17 protein-coding genes and 1 pseudogene are annotated in these 18,934 nt (G+C 66.8%); 7 read left to right on the forward strand and 11 right to left on the reverse strand.

Features of this window, described 5'->3' with window-relative positions; translation table 11 throughout:
- The first annotated feature begins 45 nt into the window (after positions 1–45).
- The 7 genes and pseudogenes from DL544_RS10075 (at position 46) to DL544_RS10105 (ending at position 7,544) form a co-directional block, all read left to right on the forward strand.
- Entirely contained in the window at positions 46–1,092 is a 1,047-nt protein-coding gene (locus DL544_RS10075) for a heme/hemin ABC transporter substrate-binding protein (protein ID WP_065178574.1), read from the forward strand.
- Positions 1,089–2,132, forward strand: a complete 1,044-nt coding sequence (locus DL544_RS10080; protein WP_139727071.1) for a FecCD family ABC transporter permease — start codon at positions 1,089–1,091, stop codon at positions 2,130–2,132. Before DL544_RS10075 ends, DL544_RS10080 begins: the two co-directional genes overlap by 4 nt.
- Entirely contained in the window at positions 2,129–2,890 is a 762-nt protein-coding gene (locus tag DL544_RS10085; protein ID WP_139727072.1) for a heme ABC transporter ATP-binding protein, read from the forward strand. The genes DL544_RS10080 and DL544_RS10085 overlap by 4 nt, the downstream gene beginning before the upstream one ends.
- Positions 2,891–2,954: 64 nt before the next feature.
- Entirely contained in the window at positions 2,955–3,704 is a 750-nt protein-coding gene (locus tag DL544_RS10090) for a hypothetical protein (RefSeq protein ID WP_139727073.1), read from the forward strand.
- A gap of 414 nt (positions 3,705–4,118) precedes the next feature.
- A pseudogene (gene fusA / locus DL544_RS22230) lies at positions 4,119–6,154 on the forward strand (elongation factor G).
- Between the two features lie 252 nt (positions 6,155–6,406).
- Positions 6,407–6,673 carry a hypothetical protein gene (locus tag DL544_RS10100; protein WP_139727074.1) on the forward strand — a complete coding sequence of 89 codons (267 nt, stop codon included), beginning with the start codon at positions 6,407–6,409 and terminating at the stop codon, positions 6,671–6,673.
- Between the two features lie 115 nt (positions 6,674–6,788).
- Positions 6,789–7,544, forward strand: coding sequence for a SapC family protein (locus DL544_RS10105; RefSeq protein ID WP_053496662.1), 756 nt, complete (start codon positions 6,789–6,791; stop codon positions 7,542–7,544).
- Here DL544_RS10105 and DL544_RS10110 read toward each other — a convergent pair.
- From DL544_RS10110 to DL544_RS10160, 11 genes are all read right to left on the reverse strand, one after another.
- Positions 7,501–9,870 (reverse strand): ATP-binding protein, encoded by a 2,370-nt coding sequence (locus tag DL544_RS10110; protein ID WP_429000816.1) that lies wholly within the window; start codon positions 9,868–9,870, stop codon positions 7,501–7,503. The two genes, DL544_RS10105 and DL544_RS10110, sit on opposite strands and share 44 nt — an antisense overlap.
- Positions 9,867–10,493, reverse strand: a complete 627-nt coding sequence (locus DL544_RS10115) for a response regulator transcription factor (RefSeq protein ID WP_053496660.1) — start codon at positions 10,491–10,493, stop codon at positions 9,867–9,869. The genes DL544_RS10110 and DL544_RS10115 overlap by 4 nt, the downstream gene beginning before the upstream one ends.
- 314 nt (positions 10,494–10,807) lie before the next feature.
- Entirely contained in the window at positions 10,808–11,341 is a 534-nt protein-coding gene (locus DL544_RS10120; RefSeq protein ID WP_005416504.1) for a lipocalin family protein, read from the reverse strand.
- Between the two features lie 8 nt (positions 11,342–11,349).
- Positions 11,350–12,423: an SAM-dependent methyltransferase gene (locus DL544_RS10125; protein WP_005416505.1), complete on the reverse strand. Its 1,074-nt coding sequence runs from the start codon at positions 12,421–12,423 to the stop codon at positions 11,350–11,352.
- Positions 12,420–13,205, reverse strand: a complete 786-nt coding sequence (locus DL544_RS10130; RefSeq protein WP_139727075.1) for a DUF1295 domain-containing protein — start codon at positions 13,203–13,205, stop codon at positions 12,420–12,422. The genes DL544_RS10125 and DL544_RS10130 overlap by 4 nt, the downstream gene beginning before the upstream one ends.
- On the reverse strand, positions 13,202–13,747 hold the full coding sequence (locus DL544_RS10135) for a DUF2878 domain-containing protein (protein ID WP_139727076.1): 546 nt from the start codon (positions 13,745–13,747) through the stop codon (positions 13,202–13,204). The genes DL544_RS10130 and DL544_RS10135 overlap by 4 nt, the downstream gene beginning before the upstream one ends.
- A gap of 1 nt (position 13,748) precedes the next feature.
- Positions 13,749–15,008, reverse strand: coding sequence for an SAM-dependent methyltransferase (locus DL544_RS10140; RefSeq protein WP_139727077.1), 1,260 nt, complete (start codon positions 15,006–15,008; stop codon positions 13,749–13,751).
- On the reverse strand, positions 15,005–15,772 hold the full coding sequence (locus DL544_RS10145) for a DUF1365 domain-containing protein (RefSeq protein WP_065178582.1): 768 nt from the start codon (positions 15,770–15,772) through the stop codon (positions 15,005–15,007). Before DL544_RS10145 ends, DL544_RS10140 begins: the two co-directional genes overlap by 4 nt.
- Entirely contained in the window at positions 15,769–17,046 is a 1,278-nt protein-coding gene (locus DL544_RS10150) for an NAD(P)/FAD-dependent oxidoreductase (protein WP_053496656.1), read from the reverse strand. Before DL544_RS10150 ends, DL544_RS10145 begins: the two co-directional genes overlap by 4 nt.
- A gap of 1 nt (position 17,047) precedes the next feature.
- Entirely contained in the window at positions 17,048–17,998 is a 951-nt protein-coding gene (locus DL544_RS10155) for an acyl-CoA desaturase (protein WP_139727078.1), read from the reverse strand.
- Between the two features lie 81 nt (positions 17,999–18,079).
- Positions 18,080–18,847, reverse strand: a complete 768-nt coding sequence (locus DL544_RS10160; RefSeq protein ID WP_065178596.1) for a hypothetical protein — start codon at positions 18,845–18,847, stop codon at positions 18,080–18,082.
- Positions 18,848–18,934 lie beyond the last annotated feature (87 nt).

An 18,934-nucleotide genomic window follows, 5' to 3' on the forward strand; every position in this document is an offset into this window, starting at 1 on the left:
GGGCAGGGCGGCGTGCGCGTCGCCCTGCCAGCAAGGAGAACGTCCATGAACATCGCGTCCCGTCTGCGCCCGTGTGCGCTTCCGTTGGCTGTTTCGCTGGCGCTGGCCGCCTGCAGTGGCTCGTCAACGCCGTCTGATGGCCACAAGACTGCCGAGCCGCCTGCCGCAACAGCTGCTGCCGAAACCGCGTTGCCGGCAGGCTGGCAGCGCGTGGCCGGTGCCGAGATGCCAGCGGTGCATGAACAGAGGGCCGTGCTGCCGGCCAAAGTGCATTCCGATGACGGTGCTGACATTGAAGTGTCCGACACCAGCCGGATCATTGCCGGTGGTGACGACGTCATCGCGGTGATCGAGGCGCTGGGGCTGGGCAAGCAGGTATTCGCTGCGCCAACCAACACCACCACCCAGGCCGGCCTGGCTGCCCCGCACCAGTTCCTGTTCAACCGCACCACGGGCGTGGAAGGCGTGCTGAGCCTGCAGGGCTCGCTGTTCCTCGGCAACAGCCTACGCCGCCACACCGAGCTGGCGAAAAAGCTGCGCGAGGTGGGCGAGCCGGCGGTGGTCATCGATGACCTGCAGCCGGCGCCGGACAAGGTGCGCAAGGTCGCTGCGGCACTAGGGCTGGCCGAAGCGGGGCAAACACTGGCCACGCAGGTGCAGCGCCAGCTCGACGAGGCTGCAGCGATTGGCAAGGGCCTGGGCCATGCGCCACGACTGATCCACGTATCGGCGACCGGCGCTGGCGGCTCGCCCACCGTTGCGGGTGCCGACAGCGCCTCGGCGCAGCTGATCGCCCTGGCCGGCGGCATCAACATCGGCACCGAGGCCGGGGTGAAGAACTACTCGCAGCTGAGCAACGAGGGCGTGGTCGCGGCGGCACCGGAAGTGATCCTGGTGACCGAGCACGACCTGCAGCTGTTCGGCGGTGCCGATGGCCTGTGGAAGGCGTACCCGACGCTGAAGCAGACCCCGGCCGGGCAGGCCAACCGGGTCTGGGTGATGCCGGATGTGCAGCTGAAGTACACCAGCGTGGGTTCTGGTGCGGGCGCGCTGGCGCTGGCCAAGGCCCTAGCAGCGTTGCCGAAGGCATGAGTCCGGCGGATCGGCGCCGCCGTCGCGGGCGGGCGATGTTGATGATGGCCTTGCTGGCCCTGCTGGGGGCGGTGCTGGCGTCGTTCGCCGTGGGCCCGCTGCGGTTGCCACCGCTGGAGGTGATGCAGGCGCTGGCGGTGAAGCTGGGCCTGCTTGATCCGCAGGCGGTCAGCAGCCGCGATCTGGCGGTGGTCTGGCAGCTGCGTATTCCGCGTGCCCTGTTGGGCGCGATGGTCGGTGCGTCGTTGGCGATGGCCGGTGCCAGCCTGCAGGGCCTGTTCGGCAATCCGTTGGCCGACCCCGGCATCGTCGGTGTCAGCCAGGGTGCTGCACTGGGTGCGGTGGCCGCCATCGTGCTGGGCGCCGCCGGTGCGGCGGGCTGGCTGGTGCCTGTGGCCGCGTTCGTCGGCGGTGCGCTGGCGATCGGCCTGACGTATGCGTTGGCACGGCCCGGCAAAGGCGCGGGTAACGCCACGCTGCTGCTGGTCGGTATCGCGATGGCCGCGTTCTGCTCGGCGCTGATTGGTTTCCTCACTTACATCGCAAGCGAAAGCGAACTGCAGTCGCTGGTATTCTGGCAGATGGGCTCGCTGGCACGTGCCAACTGGGCCGATGTGGTGGCGGTGGTGCCGCTGTTTGCGATTGGCGTGTTCGCGTTGCAGCGACTGGCAACGCCGCTGGACATGCTGGCGCTGGGGGAGCGCCAGGCACAGCACCTCGGGCTGGATGTCACCCGCACGCGGCGTCGCCTGGTGGCGTTCAGCGCGCTGCTGGTGGGCGCGGCGGTGGCGTTTGCCGGTTCGATCAGTTTCGTTGGCCTGGTAGTGCCGCACGTGGCACGCCTGCTGGTCGGCCCGGGTCATCGCTGGTTGCTGCCGTTGTGCGGCCTGCTGGGTGCAGTGCTGATCGTAGTGGCGGATACCGCGGCGCGCACGCTGGATCCACCCGCTGAGATTCCGCTGGGCCTGTTCTCGGCGGCGCTGGGTGCGCCGTTCTTCCTCTGGCTGGTGCTGCAGCAGCGCCGCAAGGCGGTGCCATGAGTGTGCTGTTGAAGCTGCACGAGGTGGTGGTGCGCCGCCAGCAACGTGAGATCCTGCACGGCATTTCCTTGGCGTTCGAACCGGGTACGGTGACCGCGCTGGTGGGCCCGAACGGTGCGGGCAAGTCCACGCTGTTGGCGGTCGCGGCCGGCGACCTGCGCGCCGATGCGGGCGAGGTGAGCCTGTTGGGCAGGCCGCTAGCCAGCTACAAGGCAGGGCCGCTGGCGCGCGAGCGCGCGGTAATGCCGCAGGAGCACGGCGTGCGTTTTGCTTTCAGCGTCGAAGAGGTGGTGGTGATGGGGCGATTGCCGCATCCGCCGGATCCGCGTGTGGACGACGCGCAGGTGGAAGCTGCCATCGATGCCGCCGAACTGCAGGCCCTGCGCCTGCGCGAGGTGCAGCAGCTGTCCGGTGGTGAGTCCGCCCGGACCACGTTCGCGCGCGTGCTGGCACAGGACACGCCATTGCTGCTGCTGGATGAGCCCACTGCTGCGCTGGATCTGCGCCATCAGGAGCGCACGCTGCGCAGTGTGCGTGCCTGTGCCGAAGCCGGTGCGTGCGTGATCGTGGTCCTGCACGACCTCAATCTGGCCGCAGGCTATGCCGACCGCATCGTGCTGCTGGAGCAGGGCACGGTGGCGGCCGATGGCACGCCATTGCAGGTGCTCACCGAAGACAACCTGCAGCGCGTGTACCAGCAGGATGTAGTGGTGCTGGAGCATCCGCGTCGTGGGGTGCCGCTGGTGGTGGTGACCTGAGCGAACGTCCGCCAGGTTGCTCCGGGTATCATGGCGGCTTCGTTTTCTTCAATGGACTGACGCCATGTTCCGCACGGTTACCCGCAGCGTGCTGCTTGCCGCGATGATTGCTTCCGTTTGCGCAGCCCATGCAGCGTCGACCTCCCAGGTTTCGCTGACCAACGCGGCCGAGAATGCCTCGCTGATCGAAACCCGGCATTCCAGTGGCGACGGTGCCGCAGTGACGTCGATGAAGACGCGGTACTTTGCCAACGAGGAAATGTCGGTGAGCTGGGACGGCCAGCAGGTACTTGTGCTTTGCAGTGAAGCGGCGTACCTGCAGATTCCTGCCGCCAAGCTCAAGGCCGGAGCGCTGACTACCGAGCAGCGGCAGATGATCGTCTATCAGGCACTGATGTCCGGCTTGGGGGCTGTCGCGGGCGTTGTCGGGCCGGCCGGCGAGGTGGTAACCGTGGCGGATGACGGTAGCGAGACCCGCAGTGTTGGCGAGAACAGCTGGGCATACGGTATCGAGCGCTACGACGTGATCAGTCAGCGGCTGCCGGATGGTGCTCTTCGGGTCCGGACCCGTAAGACGGAAACCGTGAATACCACGCCGCCGGCGGGCCCGGACGACACATTCAGCACCGAAGATGATCAGGCGGCACGCCTGTCCGAGCTGGCGCCGGTGGGGAGCTGGATCGAGGTCGTGATTCATGGTGGCCCACGGCTGCCGCACGTGGACCCGGCGATTTCGTTGAAGGGCTGGATGTCGATGGGGGATGACCAGCCTGCAACAGTGGCCGAGGCGCGCAAGCTGCACGGCTGCAAGTGAGGGCTGCCAGGGGTCAGATCCCTTTGCGAGGGGCAAAGGGATCTGACCCCTATCGTTGTCGGCCTCATCGTTCCATTTATGTGCGCAATATTCACTTGCGCGCCAGATTGGCAGGTCTAGAATGCGCCCCATGAACCGGATGCCGCTCCTGAAGTTTTTCACCCTGACCCGCGCAAGCGCGGAATGGGCGTGTCTGCCTGGAGCTCCACAGGGACGCTGAAGCGGCTATCGCTGGATCATCCACAGAGCGCCCTTCGGGGCGCTCTTTTCGTTTCTGCAGTTTCATTTCCCTAACCCGACGTACCGCAAGGAGAACGTGCCATGCACCAGATCGCCGAGACCGAACGCTAGCCGCGCACCCTGTCGCCAACCGGGGTGCGCGGCCCCATCGTTGGCTTTGCAGGAACCTATCTCATGAACACCCAAGTCCTTTCCCGCCGTCGCAACCTTGGCATCATTGCCCACATCGACGCCGGCAAGACCACGCTGACCGAACGCCTGCTGTGGAAAAGCGGCGAGATCCATCGCGTCGGCGAAGTGCACGACGGCAATGCGACCACCGACTTCTCGGCGATCGAGCGCGAACGTGGCATCACCATTGGCGCGGCCGCCGTGCAGGCGCAGTGGGCACCGCGCGACCTGCCGGCGCATCGATTGACCCTGATCGATACTCCCGGCCACATCGATTTCGCCATCGAAGTCGAACGTTCACTGCGCGTGCTCGACGGTGCCGTGGCCGTCTTCTCGGCCGTGGACGGCGTGCAGCCGCAGTCCGAGACGGTGTGGCGCCAGGCGCGTCGCCATCGCGTGCCGCTGATCGCTTTCGTCAACAAGATGGACCGCGTAGGCGCTTCGTTTGAGCGCGTGCTGGAGCAGCTGCAGGACAAGCTGCGCGCGCGGCCGTGGGCGCTGGGCGTGCCGTTGGGCAGCGAAAGCGGCTTCAATGGCTGGGTCGATCTGGTCGATGAGCGCATGCTGCAGTGGCAGGAAGGCGGCGCAACCACGGTGACCCCTGGGACGAAGCGGCGCGCGCCCAATGGCAGGCCCAGCGCGATGCGCTGGTCGAAGCTGTGGCCGATCATGACGAAGAACTGGCCGATGCCTGGCTGGAAGGTCGCGTGATCGATGCCGGGGCGCTGCGCGCGGCAATCCGCCGGGCGACGCTGGCAGGTGCAGGCGTGCCTGTGCTGGCCGGTGCTGCGTTCAAGGACAAGGGCATCGAGACGCTGCTGGATGCCGTGGTCGATTACCTGCCGTCGCCGCTGGATCGCCCTGCTGTCAGCGCCGAAAGCGATGAGGGCGAGGTGATGCTGCCGCCGGATCCGGACGGTCCACTGGCAGGCCTGCTGTTCAAGATCACCCACCAGCAGCACGGCGCGCTGAGCTTCGTGCGGCTGTACTCGGGCACCTTGAAGGTGGGCGACGCGGTGGCCAGTTCGCAGCATCCTCAAGGGCGGCGTGTCAGTCGCCTGGTGCGGGTGCAGGCCGACCAGACCCATGACATCGAGCAGGCCGTGGCCGGTGACATTGTCGCGGTACTGGGCTGGAAGGATGCGGTCAGTGGCGAGACGCTGAGCAGCCGTGCGCAGCCGCTGCGGCTGGAGAACATCCAGGCCCAGGCGCCGGTGCTGGCCTGGCGGTTGGAGCCGGCGCGTGCGGCGGATCTGATCCGGATGGCGCAGGGACTGGCCAGCCTGGCCCAGGAAGACCCCTCGTTCCGTGTGGAAACGGACCGGGAAACGGGTGAAACCCTGGTCTGGGGCATGGGCGAGCTGCACTTGGAAGTGATGGTCGAGCGCCTGCGCAGCGAATGGAAGGTCGACGTGGCCGTAGGTGCGCCACGCGTGGCCTACCAGGAGACGCCGATGCGCCCGATGACCGGTGTCGTCGGGCGGCTGGTCAAGCAGACCGGTGGCCAGGGCCAGTTCGCGCACGTGGTGCTGGATGTGACGCCGCGCGACGACGACCTTGTCGTGTTCAACGACCGCATCGTCGGTGGCGTGGTGCCGCGCAGCTTCATCGCGGCGGTGGAAAAGGGCGTGCGTGCTGCGCTGTCGGAAGGTCCGCAGGGACATCCGGTGGTCGGCATCGAGGTCAGTCTTGTCGATGGCCAGACCCATGCCAAGGACTCTTCGGAGATGGCATTCCATCGCGCAGGCGCCGAGGCGATCAAGGCGGCGCTGGCCGAGGGTGGCACGCAGCTGCTGGAGCCGGTGATGGCGGTGACGGTGCATTCGCCGTCGGCATCGGTGGGTGATGTGGTCGGCGACCTCAACCGGCGCCATGGCCGCATCGCCCGCATCGAGGACCAGGACGGTCGTGCCGAGGTCAGTGGTTTCGCGCCACTGGCGCAGTTGGTGGGTTACACCACCTCGCTGCGTTCGCTCAGCCAGGGGCGGGCCAGCAGTGAGGCGCACCTGCACGGCTATGAGCCAGTACGCGCGGCATAGGCAAGGTGAGGGGAGCCCGTTCGCGGGCTCCCATTTTTTTTGTCCGGGTTTCCGTATCCACGCATGGCGTGGATCTACCGGGTGACCGGGTCGCGAGCTCTGCAGTAGATCCACGCCATGCGTGGATGGATCCGCACCGACACGGCAACATTGGCGCTGCATCGCACCAAATCTGTAGAAAAAGCTGGATTAAAGTGATGCCTCACGATAAATTGCGCACCCCCGTTGCTCGCCGCCGCCCGCACCCCTCTCATGCGTGATGACAAAGACCCCGGAACCCTGGAGCTGACCCTGCCGCGCAAGCGCGGTCGTCCGCCCAAGTTCGGGTACGCGATGAGCGATGCGCAGCGGGCGGCGCGCTATCGTGCGCGCAGGGCAGGGCAGGCCAACCATGCCGACGTGCGTTCCTGCAGCGACATGGTGCTGCTGGACAAGATCCGTGCGGCGGTCAGTGCCCGCGACACCGAGCTGGCCGGTTTCCTGGTCCACGTACTCTGGCAGCGCTACCCCTGCAGCTGAAATAGTTCGCCGGTGGGGTGGCCGTTGTCATCGAGCTTGTTGATAATGCGGGATTCAGGTTGTTCCCGCTGGCGTGCCCGGGATGGCAGGCGCGCATGATCGAACGGTTCCCAACATGACCACCACCAGCGACACCACCACCGAAGCGGCGCCGAGCGGCGCCCCCCTGTTCTATACCCGCCCGGTGCCGCTGCAGGCCGATGTGCATGCCGATCTGCGCATCCTGCCGGGCAAGCTGGAGTTCGCCGCCGGCAACAATGCCATTCCGCTGGTGCTGGGCGAGTTCTCGCTGGCCCTGCACCACTTCCCGATCCTGTTTGCCGGCCCGAGCGCGGTTCCGATGGCTGCCGTGGGCGTGTCCGACCAGAACCTGTTCATCAAGGATGGCCTGTGGGAAGACGAGGCCTACATTCCCGCCTACCTGCGCCGCCACCCCTTCATCTTCATCGACACCGGTGCGGAGAATGATTTCCTGCTGGGCATCGACGAAGAGAGCCCGCGCGTGGTCAAGGGGGGCGAGGAAGGCCAGCCGCTGTTCGTTGACGGCAAGGCGACCGAGATGGTGCAGCAGGCCCTGGAATTCTGCGGCCAGTACACCCGCGAACACGAACAGACCCAGGCTTTCTCCAAGGCCCTGGTCGACAACGGCCTGCTGGTGGAGCGCAACGCCACCGTGCGTATCCCGGATGGCCGGGAGTTCAACCTCAACGGCTTCCTGGTCGTGGACGTCGAGAAGTTCGTGGCGCTGCCGGAAGCAACCGTGGTCGAGTGGCACCGCAGTGGCTGGCTGGCACTGATCCACCAGCACCTGATGTCGCTGGGTCGCTTCAATGACCTGACCCGTCGCCAGGTCGAGCGTCTGGCCGCGTGATCAAGGGGTTGGGCAGGGTTCCCGCGACGCGGGCGCCCTGTCCGGCCTGCAGTACGCACAGCAGGCGACGTGCGTCGGTCCAGTCCGGCGTGGCGTCCTGCGCCAGGTCGACCAGCTCGGCCGCGACGGCGGCGTGCTCGCATTGACCCAGCATCTGTAGCGCGCCCTGCAATCGGTGCGCGTGATGACCGAGCGCCGATGCGTCTGCACGATCGACAATCCGCTCGATCCTGCTGAGTTCATCGCAGATGTCGGCGCTGTAGGCCGCGTCCATTTCAGTCGCCGGCTCAAGCGCGTCCAGGCTCCCCAGCGCCGGAATGCCCAGAGCAGCGAGCAGTTCGGCGGCGCGCAACGGCTTGGCCAGCACCGCATCGAAGCCCGAGCGACGGCAACGTGCGTGGTGACCTCGCCCGGTGCGGGCGGACAAGGCGATCAGGCGGAGCGGATGCCCGTTACGGGCGCGCAGTTCGCGTGCCAATGCGTAGCCATCGATGCCACGCAGCCCGATGTCGATCAACGCGGCAGGGCGGGGGTGGCGTATCTGTTCGGCCAGCGCGCTGGCCGCATCTTCCAGGGCACATACCTCGGCGCCCCAGCGCCGCAACTGTTCGGCAATGACGTGGCGATTGAGTGCGTGGTCCTCCACCAGCAGCAGTTGCAGCCCGGCCAATGGCGTGCCCTCCACGGGCATGTCCCGGACACTCTCGGCAGAGTCAGCTGCGCACACCGGCAGGCGCAGGATGAAGCGGCTGCCGCGACCGAGGACGCTGTGCACGGTCAGATCGCCTCCCATCGCACGCGCCAGCTCGCGTGCAATGGAAAGCCCGAGGCCACTACCGCCACGCTGATGCCCCTCGCTGCCTTGACGGAAAGGCTGGAACAGTTCGGCTACCTGTGCGGGCGCGATCCCGATCCCGCTGTCGATCACCTCCATCAGCAGCTCCTGCGGCCGCGCTGCTGGAAGCAGTTGCAGGCGCAGCTCGATGCCGCCGATATCACTGAACTTCACCGCATTGGCCAGCAGATTGCTGGCAATCTGGCGTAGCGCATCACTGTCTACCAGAATGATCGGCGAAGGTTCGGCCGGGGCATCAAGATGCAGTTGCAGCCCTTTCCGTTGCGCCTGTGGCCGAATGGCCTCCAGTGCCTGCCGGCAAAGCTGGGTCGCATCACAGGCTTGTGCATGCGGCCTGAAAGAGCCGCTGGCGAGACGCGAAAAATCCAGTGCGCGATTCAACAGGCCGCGCAGGGATTGGCTGGCGCTGCTGGCAGCGGCGAGCAGATCGCGCTCGCCTTTCGGCAGTGCCGATTGTCCAAGCAGCTCGATCGAGGCCAGTACCGCCTGCGCAGAATTGCGCATCTCGTGACTGATCATCCCGATGGCCTGCGCGCTGCGGCGGTCGCCCCGTACCCGCAGGTGACGGGTCATGGGCCACAGCAGCAGGGCGACCAGCAGAGGGGCCAGCAACAGCCAGCCGCGCGGGGGCGAGGCCTGCATCCAGTCCAGTGCGTTTCCCGCCGCTGCTGGCAGGGTCTGGCCTGCCCACAGGTGGAGCAGGCTCGCATGCTCCTCGAGTGTGATCTCCCGCAATGCCTGTCCGATGCGTTCAAGCAGCTGCTGGTCTTCCTGGCGGACGAGCAGGTAGAGGTCGGTGGAGAAGTCGCTGTCGAATGGCTGCAGGCGCAGGCTGCCGTTGAAATGGCGTCGAACCAGCGGGCGCAGCGTGGATTCCAGGCCAATCGCCACGTCGGCCACGCCGGATTGCACTGCCGCCAATGCTGCGTACCGATCAGGCAGGGGCTGCAGCCGGATCTGAGGGTGATGCGCGCGCAGCCAGCCGGCGTAGGGCCCGCCTTCAACCACGGCTACGACCCGGCCGTCGAGCTCGCGTATCTCCCGAGGCAGCCATTCGCCGGCGCGCCCTGCCAGCAGAGTGGCGCCACCCCGGAAGCGGCTGGACGCGGCAAGGTCGGGGCAGGGTAGCTTCTGGTGTCTCGCACCGCCAAACACCATGACCAGGTCGGCCTCGTGATGGCACACAGCGAGGATTGATGCGGCGGTCGTCGGGTAGGGCTGTTCCAGGAAGCTGAGTTGGGCGTGACGCGCCACCAGGTTGGCGTAGCCATGGGCGAGCGTCGGCGGCGATGACGGATCGGCCATCGCCGCGGGCGCGGGGCGTAGGGACGGGGCGGTGGAGACCCGCACGCTGCTGCCCGGCAGCCAGCGTGGTGACCGGATATCTTCCGCCGACGCAGCGGGCAGGAGAAGCAGCACCAGCAACCCGAGGATCAGCAGGCACGGGCGCAATGGCGCATGGCGCCTCACGGCGACTCCAGCCGTTCACGCAGCGCATAGATCTCCACATCGCTGCGCAATCCCAGCTTGCGCAGCACCGCGACCTTCTGTGTGCTGACGGTCTTGATGCTGCGGTGCCGGCGCAGCGCGATCTCCGATACGGTCAGGCCTTCCAGCAGCAGCTCCAGTACCTCCCGCTCGTTGCGGCTGAGCTCGCCACGATCACCGGCCAGCCTGACGTCCGGCGGAATCCGGATCAGGCCCTGGAAGACGCGCACGATGGCGTCGGACAATGCCGCAAGGGGTTCGGCCTTGCTGACGAACCCACCGAGTCCGGCATCGATCAGGCTGTTGAGATTCGTGGTGGGAGAGAGCGTGGCGAAGGCCAGCATTGGTGTGCGCGGGAATTCGCGACAGAGCAGCGTAACCAGCTCGATGCCGCCCAGGTCGCCACGGGCGAGCGTGAGATCGATGATGGCCACATCCACGGGCAAGCGGTGCAGGCTGTCGATCAGCGCACCGCTGCAACCATGGCTGGCGACGATGTCGAACCGGAGATCGCCTGACAGGTGCAGGGCGGTGCCGCGACGGACGACTTCATGATCGTCCAGGAGCGCCAGGCGAAGCCGGCGCGGTGCAGGAAATCCATTCATGCGCGGGAGGTGGTCAGCGCCCGTGGGCGTGGCCGCCATTCTGGCGCCGCTGTCGCGTCGAACATCGAATTTGTTGCGCTTTTACGACTATTCCTAAAGATCGATGTATGAGCTCCATCGATAAGAGCTGATCCATGGGCTGGACGTATCGTCAGGTTGAAAGCCGTGTGGACGCAGTGTCCTGGCGCGCTCTCGCTGGGTACAGGTGGCCTGGGTTGCAGGGCTGCCGGCACCCTTCGAGGGGGGGTATTAATGTGACGCATCACGCCGAAGTGCCTGGTCACCCGCGAGCCGAGTGGTGGGCGGTTGGCGATCTATCGCACCGACTGAGGTACGCGCCTGAGCCTGCCGGTGTCGTAGCCCATGGCCGCGATGCGCTCCACGGCGTGCTGGTAGTCGCTGTCCGACACGTGCGGGGTACGCGCCATATACCAGACATAGTCGCGCTTGCTGCGTGCGACGATGGTCTGGCCATAGTCGTCGTCCAGCCAGGCAATCACATACTCAGCCTGGATCGGCCAGACGAACTGCATGCCCCAGATCGCGCCATTGCCGTTCTTCTCCACCCGGCCAACCGGGTGCATCGACTTCTGCGGGGCGTCGAAACTGCCCTTGCGATAGGTGAAGGTCGTCTGGATGCGCCCGTCCGGCCGCAGTGCATAGCTCTCAACCGCGTCGAAGGCCTCGCGCTCCGGCCATGAGGGTATGTGGGCGATCACATACCAGTCGCCCATGAAGCGCGGCACGTCCACCGAGGGCGGGCGGGGCAGAGGACGGGTATCGCTGGAACTGCAGCCGGAACCGAACAGGCTCAAGGCCAGCAGGGGAAGCAGGGAGCGCATGCGCATGTCACACCTCAACGGGGACGGAACAGATAGTGGGCAACCAGCCACTGCTGGCCATCGTCGTAGCCGAACAGCTCGGCGCAGGCCATCCAGAACATGCGCCAGCGCTGCCACCAGATCTTCGCCGCCGCCTGGCCGTAGGTTGCGACCAGAACCGGCATCACCGCCTCGCGGGCCGCATCCTGGTTGGCCAGCCAATGGTCGGCGGTGCGCTGGTAGTGGGTGCCGTCCAGCAGCCAGCGCTGATCGAGTCGCAGGTCGCGCTGGAAATGCAGCAGGGTGTCAGCGGCCGGCATCAGGCCGCCGGTGAAGAAGTGGCGCCCCATCCAGTTGTCGCCGCCCTCGGTCTCGAACGGGTACATCAACGTGCGATGGGCGAAGATGTGCACGAACAGCGCACCGTCGGGCTTCAGCCACTGCGCGATGTGCGCCAGCAGTCGCTGGTAGTTGCGCACATGCTCGAACATTTCCACCGAGACACAGCGATCGAAGCGTGCCGTGGGCAGCTCAAGCTGGTTGACGTCGCGGGTCAGTACCTCGACGTTGTGCAGGCCCCTGGCCTGGCATTGCGCCATGATGTGCTGGCGCTGGCTGTGCGAGTTGGACACCGCAGTGATGTTGGCCTGCCGATAGCGTTCGGCCATCCACAGGGTCAGCGAACCCCAGCCACAGCCCAGTTCGAGAATCTGCTGGCCGTCGGCAAGTCCGGCACGCTGGCCATAAAGTTCCAGCATCGCCTCCTCGGCCTGGTCCAGCGTTTCGCGCCCGGTGGGGTAGTAGCAGCTGCTGTACTTCAGCCGCTTGCCCAGGCAGGCCTGGAAGAATGCCGCGGGAACTTCGTAGTGCTGGCGGTTGGCCGCGTCGGTATGCAATGCGAGCGGACTGTCGGTCAGTTCTGCGATGCGACGGCTGAAGCGCGCGGACTGTGCCTCGATACCTCCCGCCGATTCCTCATGCAGGCGTTGCGCGCACAGGCGCCGGATGCCGGCACGCAGCGCCGCATCGGGAACCAGCCCGCGTTCGGCCCAGGCGATCAGCCCGGTTTCCGCATCTTCGGCCGGATTCAGTGACGGGATCGCGCTCATGCGGAATGCTCCTTGGAAGAACGGGGGAACCAGGGAAAGAACATGGGCGTGCTGCGCTGGTAGGCACGGTAGTCGTCGCCGCGGCTGCGCAACGCCTGCTTCTCGGTGAAGGGGATACCGCTGAGATAGCGCAGGAACAGATACATCAGCAGCGGCCCGGCCCACGCCAGCCACCACAGGGGGGAGCCGACGGCAAGCAGCACATAGGTGAACCAGTGCAGCCACTCGAAGAAGTAGTTGGGGTGGCGTGAATAACGCCAGAGCCCTTCGCGGCAAGTGAGGCCCTTGTTCGCCGGGTCGGCGCGGAAACGTGCGAGTTGGCGGTCGGCCAGGCTCTCGCCGCCGACGCTCAGCAGCCAGGCCAGGGCTGCGGCGACTGTCCACGGTGTCAGGCCAGCATGGGGATTGGCTGCCACCGCAACGAAGGGCAGGGCGAACAGCACGACCAGCAGCGCCTGCGCCATGAAGAAGCCAAAGATCTTGCCCTGGTGGCTCTGCCAGTGTTCGCGCAGATAGCGGTAGCGCCCGTCTTCGGGTTCACTACGGACCCGGCGCCACAGGTGCAGCGCCAACCGGCCGCCCCACAGGCCGCCGAGCAGGCCCAACGCAACCCGAGGCAACATCGCGCCATCGCCGAGCAGCGCCAGCAGCAGGGCCGAGGCACCCACGCACTTGGCCCAGAGCACGTCGACAACGCCGATGTTCTGGTGGCGGCGCTGCCAGGCCCAGCCCCAGCTCATCACCAGCACGGCATACAGCAGTACCCACAGCAGATTGATCATGACGATGCTCCGGCCAGGGAGGGCGGGGTGGTGCGAGAGCCGCGACGCGCGGTGACGCACAGCAGCGAAAGCGCGATGCTCCAGCCCGCACCCAACACCAGCAGGCCCTGCCACGTGGGTGCGGCGAAACGGACCGCATCGAAACCGCGCGCTGCGGAGAGGTAGGCCAGCGGTGCCAACAGCAGGCCGAACAGGGCCGGCAAGGCAGGGTGGCGCAGCAGGAAGCGCATCGAGGTGGTCAGCGTCATCGCGAACGCGGCCCACAGCGCCATGATCCAGGGAGGCGGCACCCAGCCCAGCGGGGCGGCGGCGTAGCGCACGGTGCCGCTGGCGGCAGCACTGGCGTCGACCAGCCATGCGCAGGCCAGTGCCAACACCATCAACCGAAGATCCAGCCGTGGTTGCGGCGACGTCAGCAGCTGGCTGCCGATGTAGAGAGAGGCTGCCAGCAACGCCGGCCACTGCCAGCCGCGCCCGGCGCCGGCCACGGCGCACACCCAGACCAGTTGGTTGCCGAGCAGATTGGGCCAGAATCTGCGCATCTCAGCTGCCTTGGCCCGATGAGGCGCCCGGGCGATGCCCCGGGCGCGCCATCAGCAGATGGGAGACCCCGATCGAGCGCTCCAGGAAGCCGCCCTCGCAGTAGGCCAGGTAGAACTCCCAAAGGCGGCAGAAGCGCGTATCGAAGCCTTGCGCCTGCACGTCGGGCAATCGGTCAAGGAAGCGCTGGCGCCAGGCGCGCAGTGTCAGCGCGTAGGAGTGGCCGAAGTCCTGCTGGGCGATCAGCTGCAGGTCGCTGGACCGCGTTTTGGCGGCCATGATCGCGTTGATCGACGGAATGAAGCTGCCGGGGAACACATAGCGCTTGATGTAGTCGACGCTGCGCCGGGCCTGCTCGTAGCGATGGTCCTCGATGGTGATGGCCTGCAGCAGGGCAACGCCATCAGGCTTGAGCAGGCGCTGCAGCGTGGCCATGTAGGTGTCCAGGTATTCTGCGCCGATGGCTTCGATCATCTCGATCGACACCAGCTTGTCGAACTGGCCCTGCAGGTCGCGGTAGTCCTGCATCAGCAGCGTGACCTGGTCCTGCAGGCCGGCCGCCTGCACGCGCTGGGCAGCCAGCGCGCGCTGCTCGGCGGAGATGGTGGTGGTGGTGACGTGGCAGCCGTAGTGCTGCGCCGCGTGCAGCGCAAAACCACCCCAGCCCGTGCCGATCTCCACCACGCGATCGCCCGGCTTGAGCTGGAGCTGCTGGCAGATGCGGTCCAGCTTGCGCCGGGAGGCGGATTCCAGCGACTCGTCTTCTGTGTCGAACAGGGCGGAGGAATACATCAGGTCGGGCGACAGGAACAGGGCAAAGAAGTCGTTGCCGAGGTCGTAGTGCGCGGCAATGTTGCGGCGGCTGCCTTCACGGCTGTTGCGGCGCAGCCGGTTCCAGCCGCGCAGCAGCCAGCCACCCACGCGGGCCGGGCCGCGCTCCATGCCGTCGAGCAGGTCGCGATTGCGCACCAGCAGCCGGATCAGCGCCACCAGGTCATCGCAGTGCCATTCGCCCTGGATGTAGCTTTCACCTGCGCCCACGCTGCCTTGCGCTGCAACCTTGCGGTAGAACGCCGGGTCATCGATGGTGACGGTCACCTGCAGTTCGCCATGGGCTTCGCCCAGCCAGACTTCGCCGAGTGCATCACGCACGCACAGGCGGCCGTCGCGCATGGGGGCAAGCTGTTCCAGCAGGCGGCGGCGCAGGAAGGCATCCAAGGCGCCGGGACGCGGCAGGGCGACCAGGGGAGTCATCGAGTTCATCGCGGTTTCTCGGCAAGGGCAGGGTGGTCATGCACGGGGTTGCGCTTCAGCCACAGCCGCAGCGCGTGCCAGTGGATGGCGGCCATCACCTGCAGGGTCATCAAGGGATAGCAGGCCAGGACCCGGGCCAGCCCGCGGCCATCCAGCGCGTGCCGCTGCATGGTCTGGGTGGCATCAAACTGGCGAACGCCTTGGCGCCAGACCTGCATGTGCACGCGCAGATCATCATCCGGGCAGTTGAACCGCCAGTCGTAGTGGCAATCCATCGGCATGAACGGTGAGACATGGAAGCGCTTGTCGAACCGCCAGCGCAGCGAGGCGCCTTCGTGGGTGGCCGTGGCGACTGGCAGCACATAGGCGTGCCGTTCCTTCCAGGGCGTATTGGTGATCTCGGCGACGATGCAGTCCAGGGTGCTGCCATCGGACTGGTAGCAGTAGTAGAAGCTGACCGGGTTGAATACGTGCCCGGCGAAGCGAAGATGGGTGAGCAGGCGTACCGGGCCGGTAGGCCGATAGCCCAGGGTGGCCGCGGCACGGTCGCGCACCGCATCGGCCAGTGGTTGTGCGGGATTGCCGAAGTAGTCGCTGCGGCGGAACTCGGCCAGGTTGCGGCGATTGACCGACCACAGCCAGCGCCCGGCGAACACGGTCTCCAGCTCGTCCAGATCGAGCAGCAGCTGCGCGATCGGATAGCGGAATGCGTGGGGCTGCGGATGATGCCGTCGGTGCATCACCTGCCCGAAGTAGAGTGCGCTGGCACTCACGCTGCCACCTCGCCGGGCACAACGCTGTCACGGTGCGCGGTGCACTCGCGCATCGCGTCCACCACGCGGCGGGCGCTGCGGATGCCGTCTTCGTGGAAGCCCCAGCCCCAGTATGCGCCCGCGAACCAGGTGTGGCGGCGGCCCTGCAGCTCTGCCCAGCGCTGCTGGGCACGGATAGCGGCATGATCGTGCACCGGGTGGGCATAGTGCAGCCTGCGCAGCACCTTGGCCGGATCGATCGCCTCGCTGCGGTTGAGGGTCACGACCAGCGGGGTGTCACCGGGCAGGCCCTGCAGGAGGTTCATGCAATAGCTGACCGTACAGGGCGCGCCTGGATCCCTGGGAACGTGTGCATTCCATGCAGCCCATGCCTTGCGGTTGCGCGGCAGCAACGATGCATCGGTATGCAGTACTGCTTCGTTGGGCTGGTAGCGGATGGCGCCGAGCACTTCGCGTTCGGCCGGATCGGCGTCACGCAGCAGGGCAAGCGCCTGGTCGCTGTGGCATGCCAGGATGACCTCGTCGAAACCCTCCACGCCCGCCGCGCTGTGCACGCGCGCGCCCCACGGCATGCGTTCGACCGAGTGAACCGGGCATTCCAGCCGCTCGCGCACCCGCCAGCGGGCGCGAAGGGCATCGACATACCGTGCCGAGCCACCGCTGACTACCCGCCAGGGTGCGCGCCCGGTCATCTGCAGCATCTGGTGGTTGGCCATGAACTGGGCCAGGTAGCGGGCCGGGAACTGCATGACCGTGGCGGTCGGTGACGACCACAGTGCCGAAGCCATCGGCAGCAGGTGCTCGTCGATGAAAGCGGTGCCGTAGCGCTGGCTGCGCAGGTACTGGCCCAGTGTCGGGCCTTCGTCTTCCGCCAGCAGCAGCGGCGCATCCCGGTAGAACCGGCGCAGGTCGGCCAGCATTCCCCAGAAGCGCGGCGAAACCAGATTGCGACGTTGGCAGAACAGGCCATCCAGCGAAGTGGCGTTGTACTCGACGCCACTGCGCTCGCTGTGCATCGAGAAGCTCATGGTGGTCGGCTGCGAGGCCACACCCAGTTCTTCGAACAGTGCCGTCAGCAGTGGGTAGTGCAGGGGATTGAAGACGATGAAACCGGTATCCACCGCCATGCGCGTGCCGTCCACCTGCACGTCATGGGTGTGGGTATGCCCGCCCAGGTAATCGTTGGCCTCGAACAGCGTCACTTCGTGTTCGCCGTCCAGCCACCAGGCACTGGCCAGGCCGGCAATGCCGGAGCCGATGATCGCGATGCGCATGTCAGTACCTCGCCTTGACCAGTACCCACTCGGGGATGGGCTTGAGTCCCCTTACCAGGCCCATGGCCGCCATTGCGCGCAGCCCGTACCAGGTCAGGTCGATCTCCCACCAGCGGAACCCCTGGCGGACGGTCCCAGGGAAGAAATGGTGGTTGTTGTGCCAGCCTTCACCGAAGGTAAGCAGCGCCAGCCAGAGGTTGTTGCGGCTGTCGTCACGGGTCTCGAAGCGCCGCCGGCCAAAACGATGGGCCAGCGAGTTGATGGTAACGGTGGCGTGGAACAGCACCACGGTGGAAATGAAGAAGCCCCACACCAGCAACTGCGGGCCAGAGGTGTGCAGTCCGGGCGCCCAGCGCTCCAGGCCGGCGCCGAGTGCGTACAGCGCGGCAGCCAGCAGTACCGGCACCGCCGTATCAAAACGGTCCAGCCAGCGCAGTTCCGGGAAGCGCGCCAGGTCAGGCACGCGCGATAGATCCGTGGCGAATGCCTCGCGGGTGAGGAACCAGCCCATGTGGCTGCGCCAGAAGCCGCCTTCGCGCGGCGAGTGCGGGTCCAGCGGTTGGTCGGCATGCCGATGGTGATGGCGATGGTGGGCCGCCCACCACAGCGGCCCACGTTGCACGCTGGACGCGCCGATCACCGCGAACACGAATTGCACCGTTCGCGATGCCTGGAACGTCCGGTGCGAGAAGTAGCGGTGGTAAAAGGCGGTGATCGCAAACATGCGCACTGCGTAGAGGGCTGCGGCGACGATCACTGCCGTCCACGAGATACCTACCCAGATCACCGCGATGCAGGCCAGGTGCATCAACGCGAACGGTACGGCGCGCAGCCAGTCGATGCGTCCGGGCTCGCCAGCGGCGTGGTCTGCAGCGCTGCCGGTGTCGACCCAGCGCTTCAGGGTGCGCAGCAGGCGCCAGCGTCGGCGGGGGAGGGGCGCTACAGAGGCCATGGCGGATCTCGGCGGGTGTCGTGTCTTCCTCTACGCAGCAGTGCGCGCAATGGATGCGGCCGGCTGTGGAGAATTTCGGCTTCACTTGGGCATCACGCTGCAGCGCCCGACCAGGGGTTGCGTCCAGGCCTGTTGCCATTCGTTGGCGGACCGCTCGGCCACCGGCGAGCTGAAGCGCACCGTGACCTGTGGGTAGGTGCCGCGGGTATCGCGCAGGTTGCTGGTTCCGCGGAATTCCAGCAGGCGGCGGTCGGTGCTGGCATAGACCAGCGACAGGCGCGGCGCGATGCCGCCGTACCAGGTGTCCAGACTGACCTCGATGGCCTGGGCGTCGATGCCCTGCCAGCGAACCGGGCCGGTGTGCCGCACCTGCACCGGGAAGAAGCGCTGCCGCCCCGGCACCAGGAAAGGCAGACTGATGCGTTCACCTCGCAGCAGCGCTGGCCAATGTTGGCGCACCGCGGCGTCGAAGCCCGTGTCGATCACCGCATCCGGAGCCAGCTCAAGCCGACGATGACGCAGCTCACTGGCGGCATCTTCTTTCCAGGCGATGGACACCGACTCGCCACTGGCGTCGACGTCAGCGGTTTGCCCACTACGGCTGTCCTGCAGCGAATAGCCCCGGGCCTGCGGGCGGGCGCTGGCCGGCAGATGCTTGCGGGCGAAGGGGCGGCCATCCGGGCACTGATAGAGCACCCAGCGCTCGGCACCCTCCGATGGGCCGCGCCGCCAGTGCACTTCACGGTAGAGCAGATCGCCCTGCGCCGAGGTGGCCACGCCCTCGTTGCGCAGCCAGGGCGCCGCCAGCGCGGCATGGGGCAGGCACAGCAGCAGCCAGGCAGTGCGCATGGTGTTCATCCGGTAGGGAGGCTCAGGTCATACGGCAGGCGCGGCTGCTTGGATGCACAGTGCCTGCTGCATCCAATGGCCGCCCCT

Source organism: Stenotrophomonas sp. pho, from assembly GCF_006228405.1.
Taxonomy (GTDB): domain Bacteria; phylum Pseudomonadota; class Gammaproteobacteria; order Xanthomonadales; family Xanthomonadaceae; genus Stenotrophomonas; species Stenotrophomonas sepilia.

Bases quoted from the DNA above. Each gene is read 5' to 3' on its own strand.
- DL544_RS10100 (WP_139727074.1), top strand. From the start codon at position 6,407: ATGCGTGATGACAAAGACCCCGGAACCCTGGAGCTGACCCTGCCGCGC.
- DL544_RS10140 (WP_139727077.1), bottom strand. From the start codon at position 15,008: ATGAACTCGATGACTCCCCTGGTCGCCCTGCCGCGTCCCGGCGCCTTG.
- DL544_RS10075 (WP_065178574.1), top strand. From the start codon at position 46: ATGAACATCGCGTCCCGTCTGCGCCCGTGTGCGCTTCCGTTGGCTGTT.
- DL544_RS10085 (WP_139727072.1), top strand. From the start codon at position 2,129: ATGAGTGTGCTGTTGAAGCTGCACGAGGTGGTGGTGCGCCGCCAGCAA.
- DL544_RS10105 (WP_053496662.1), top strand. From the start codon at position 6,789: ATGACCACCACCAGCGACACCACCACCGAAGCGGCGCCGAGCGGCGCC.
- DL544_RS10130 (WP_139727075.1), bottom strand. From the start codon at position 13,205: ATGATCAATCTGCTGTGGGTACTGCTGTATGCCGTGCTGGTGATGAGC.
- DL544_RS10080 (WP_139727071.1), top strand. From the start codon at position 1,089: ATGAGTCCGGCGGATCGGCGCCGCCGTCGCGGGCGGGCGATGTTGATG.
- DL544_RS10090 (WP_139727073.1), top strand. From the start codon at position 2,955: ATGTTCCGCACGGTTACCCGCAGCGTGCTGCTTGCCGCGATGATTGCT.
- DL544_RS10150 (WP_053496656.1), bottom strand. From the start codon at position 17,046: ATGCGCATCGCGATCATCGGCTCCGGCATTGCCGGCCTGGCCAGTGCC.
- DL544_RS10135 (WP_139727076.1), bottom strand. From the start codon at position 13,747: ATGCGCAGATTCTGGCCCAATCTGCTCGGCAACCAACTGGTCTGGGTG.
- DL544_RS10125 (WP_005416505.1), bottom strand. From the start codon at position 12,423: ATGAGCGCGATCCCGTCACTGAATCCGGCCGAAGATGCGGAAACCGGG.
- DL544_RS10160 (WP_065178596.1), bottom strand. From the start codon at position 18,847: ATGCGCACTGCCTGGCTGCTGCTGTGCCTGCCCCATGCCGCGCTGGCG.
- DL544_RS10115 (WP_053496660.1), bottom strand. From the start codon at position 10,493: ATGAATGGATTTCCTGCACCGCGCCGGCTTCGCCTGGCGCTCCTGGAC.
- DL544_RS10155 (WP_139727078.1), bottom strand. From the start codon at position 17,998: ATGGCCTCTGTAGCGCCCCTCCCCCGCCGACGCTGGCGCCTGCTGCGC.
- DL544_RS10120 (WP_005416504.1), bottom strand. From the start codon at position 11,341: ATGCGCATGCGCTCCCTGCTTCCCCTGCTGGCCTTGAGCCTGTTCGGT.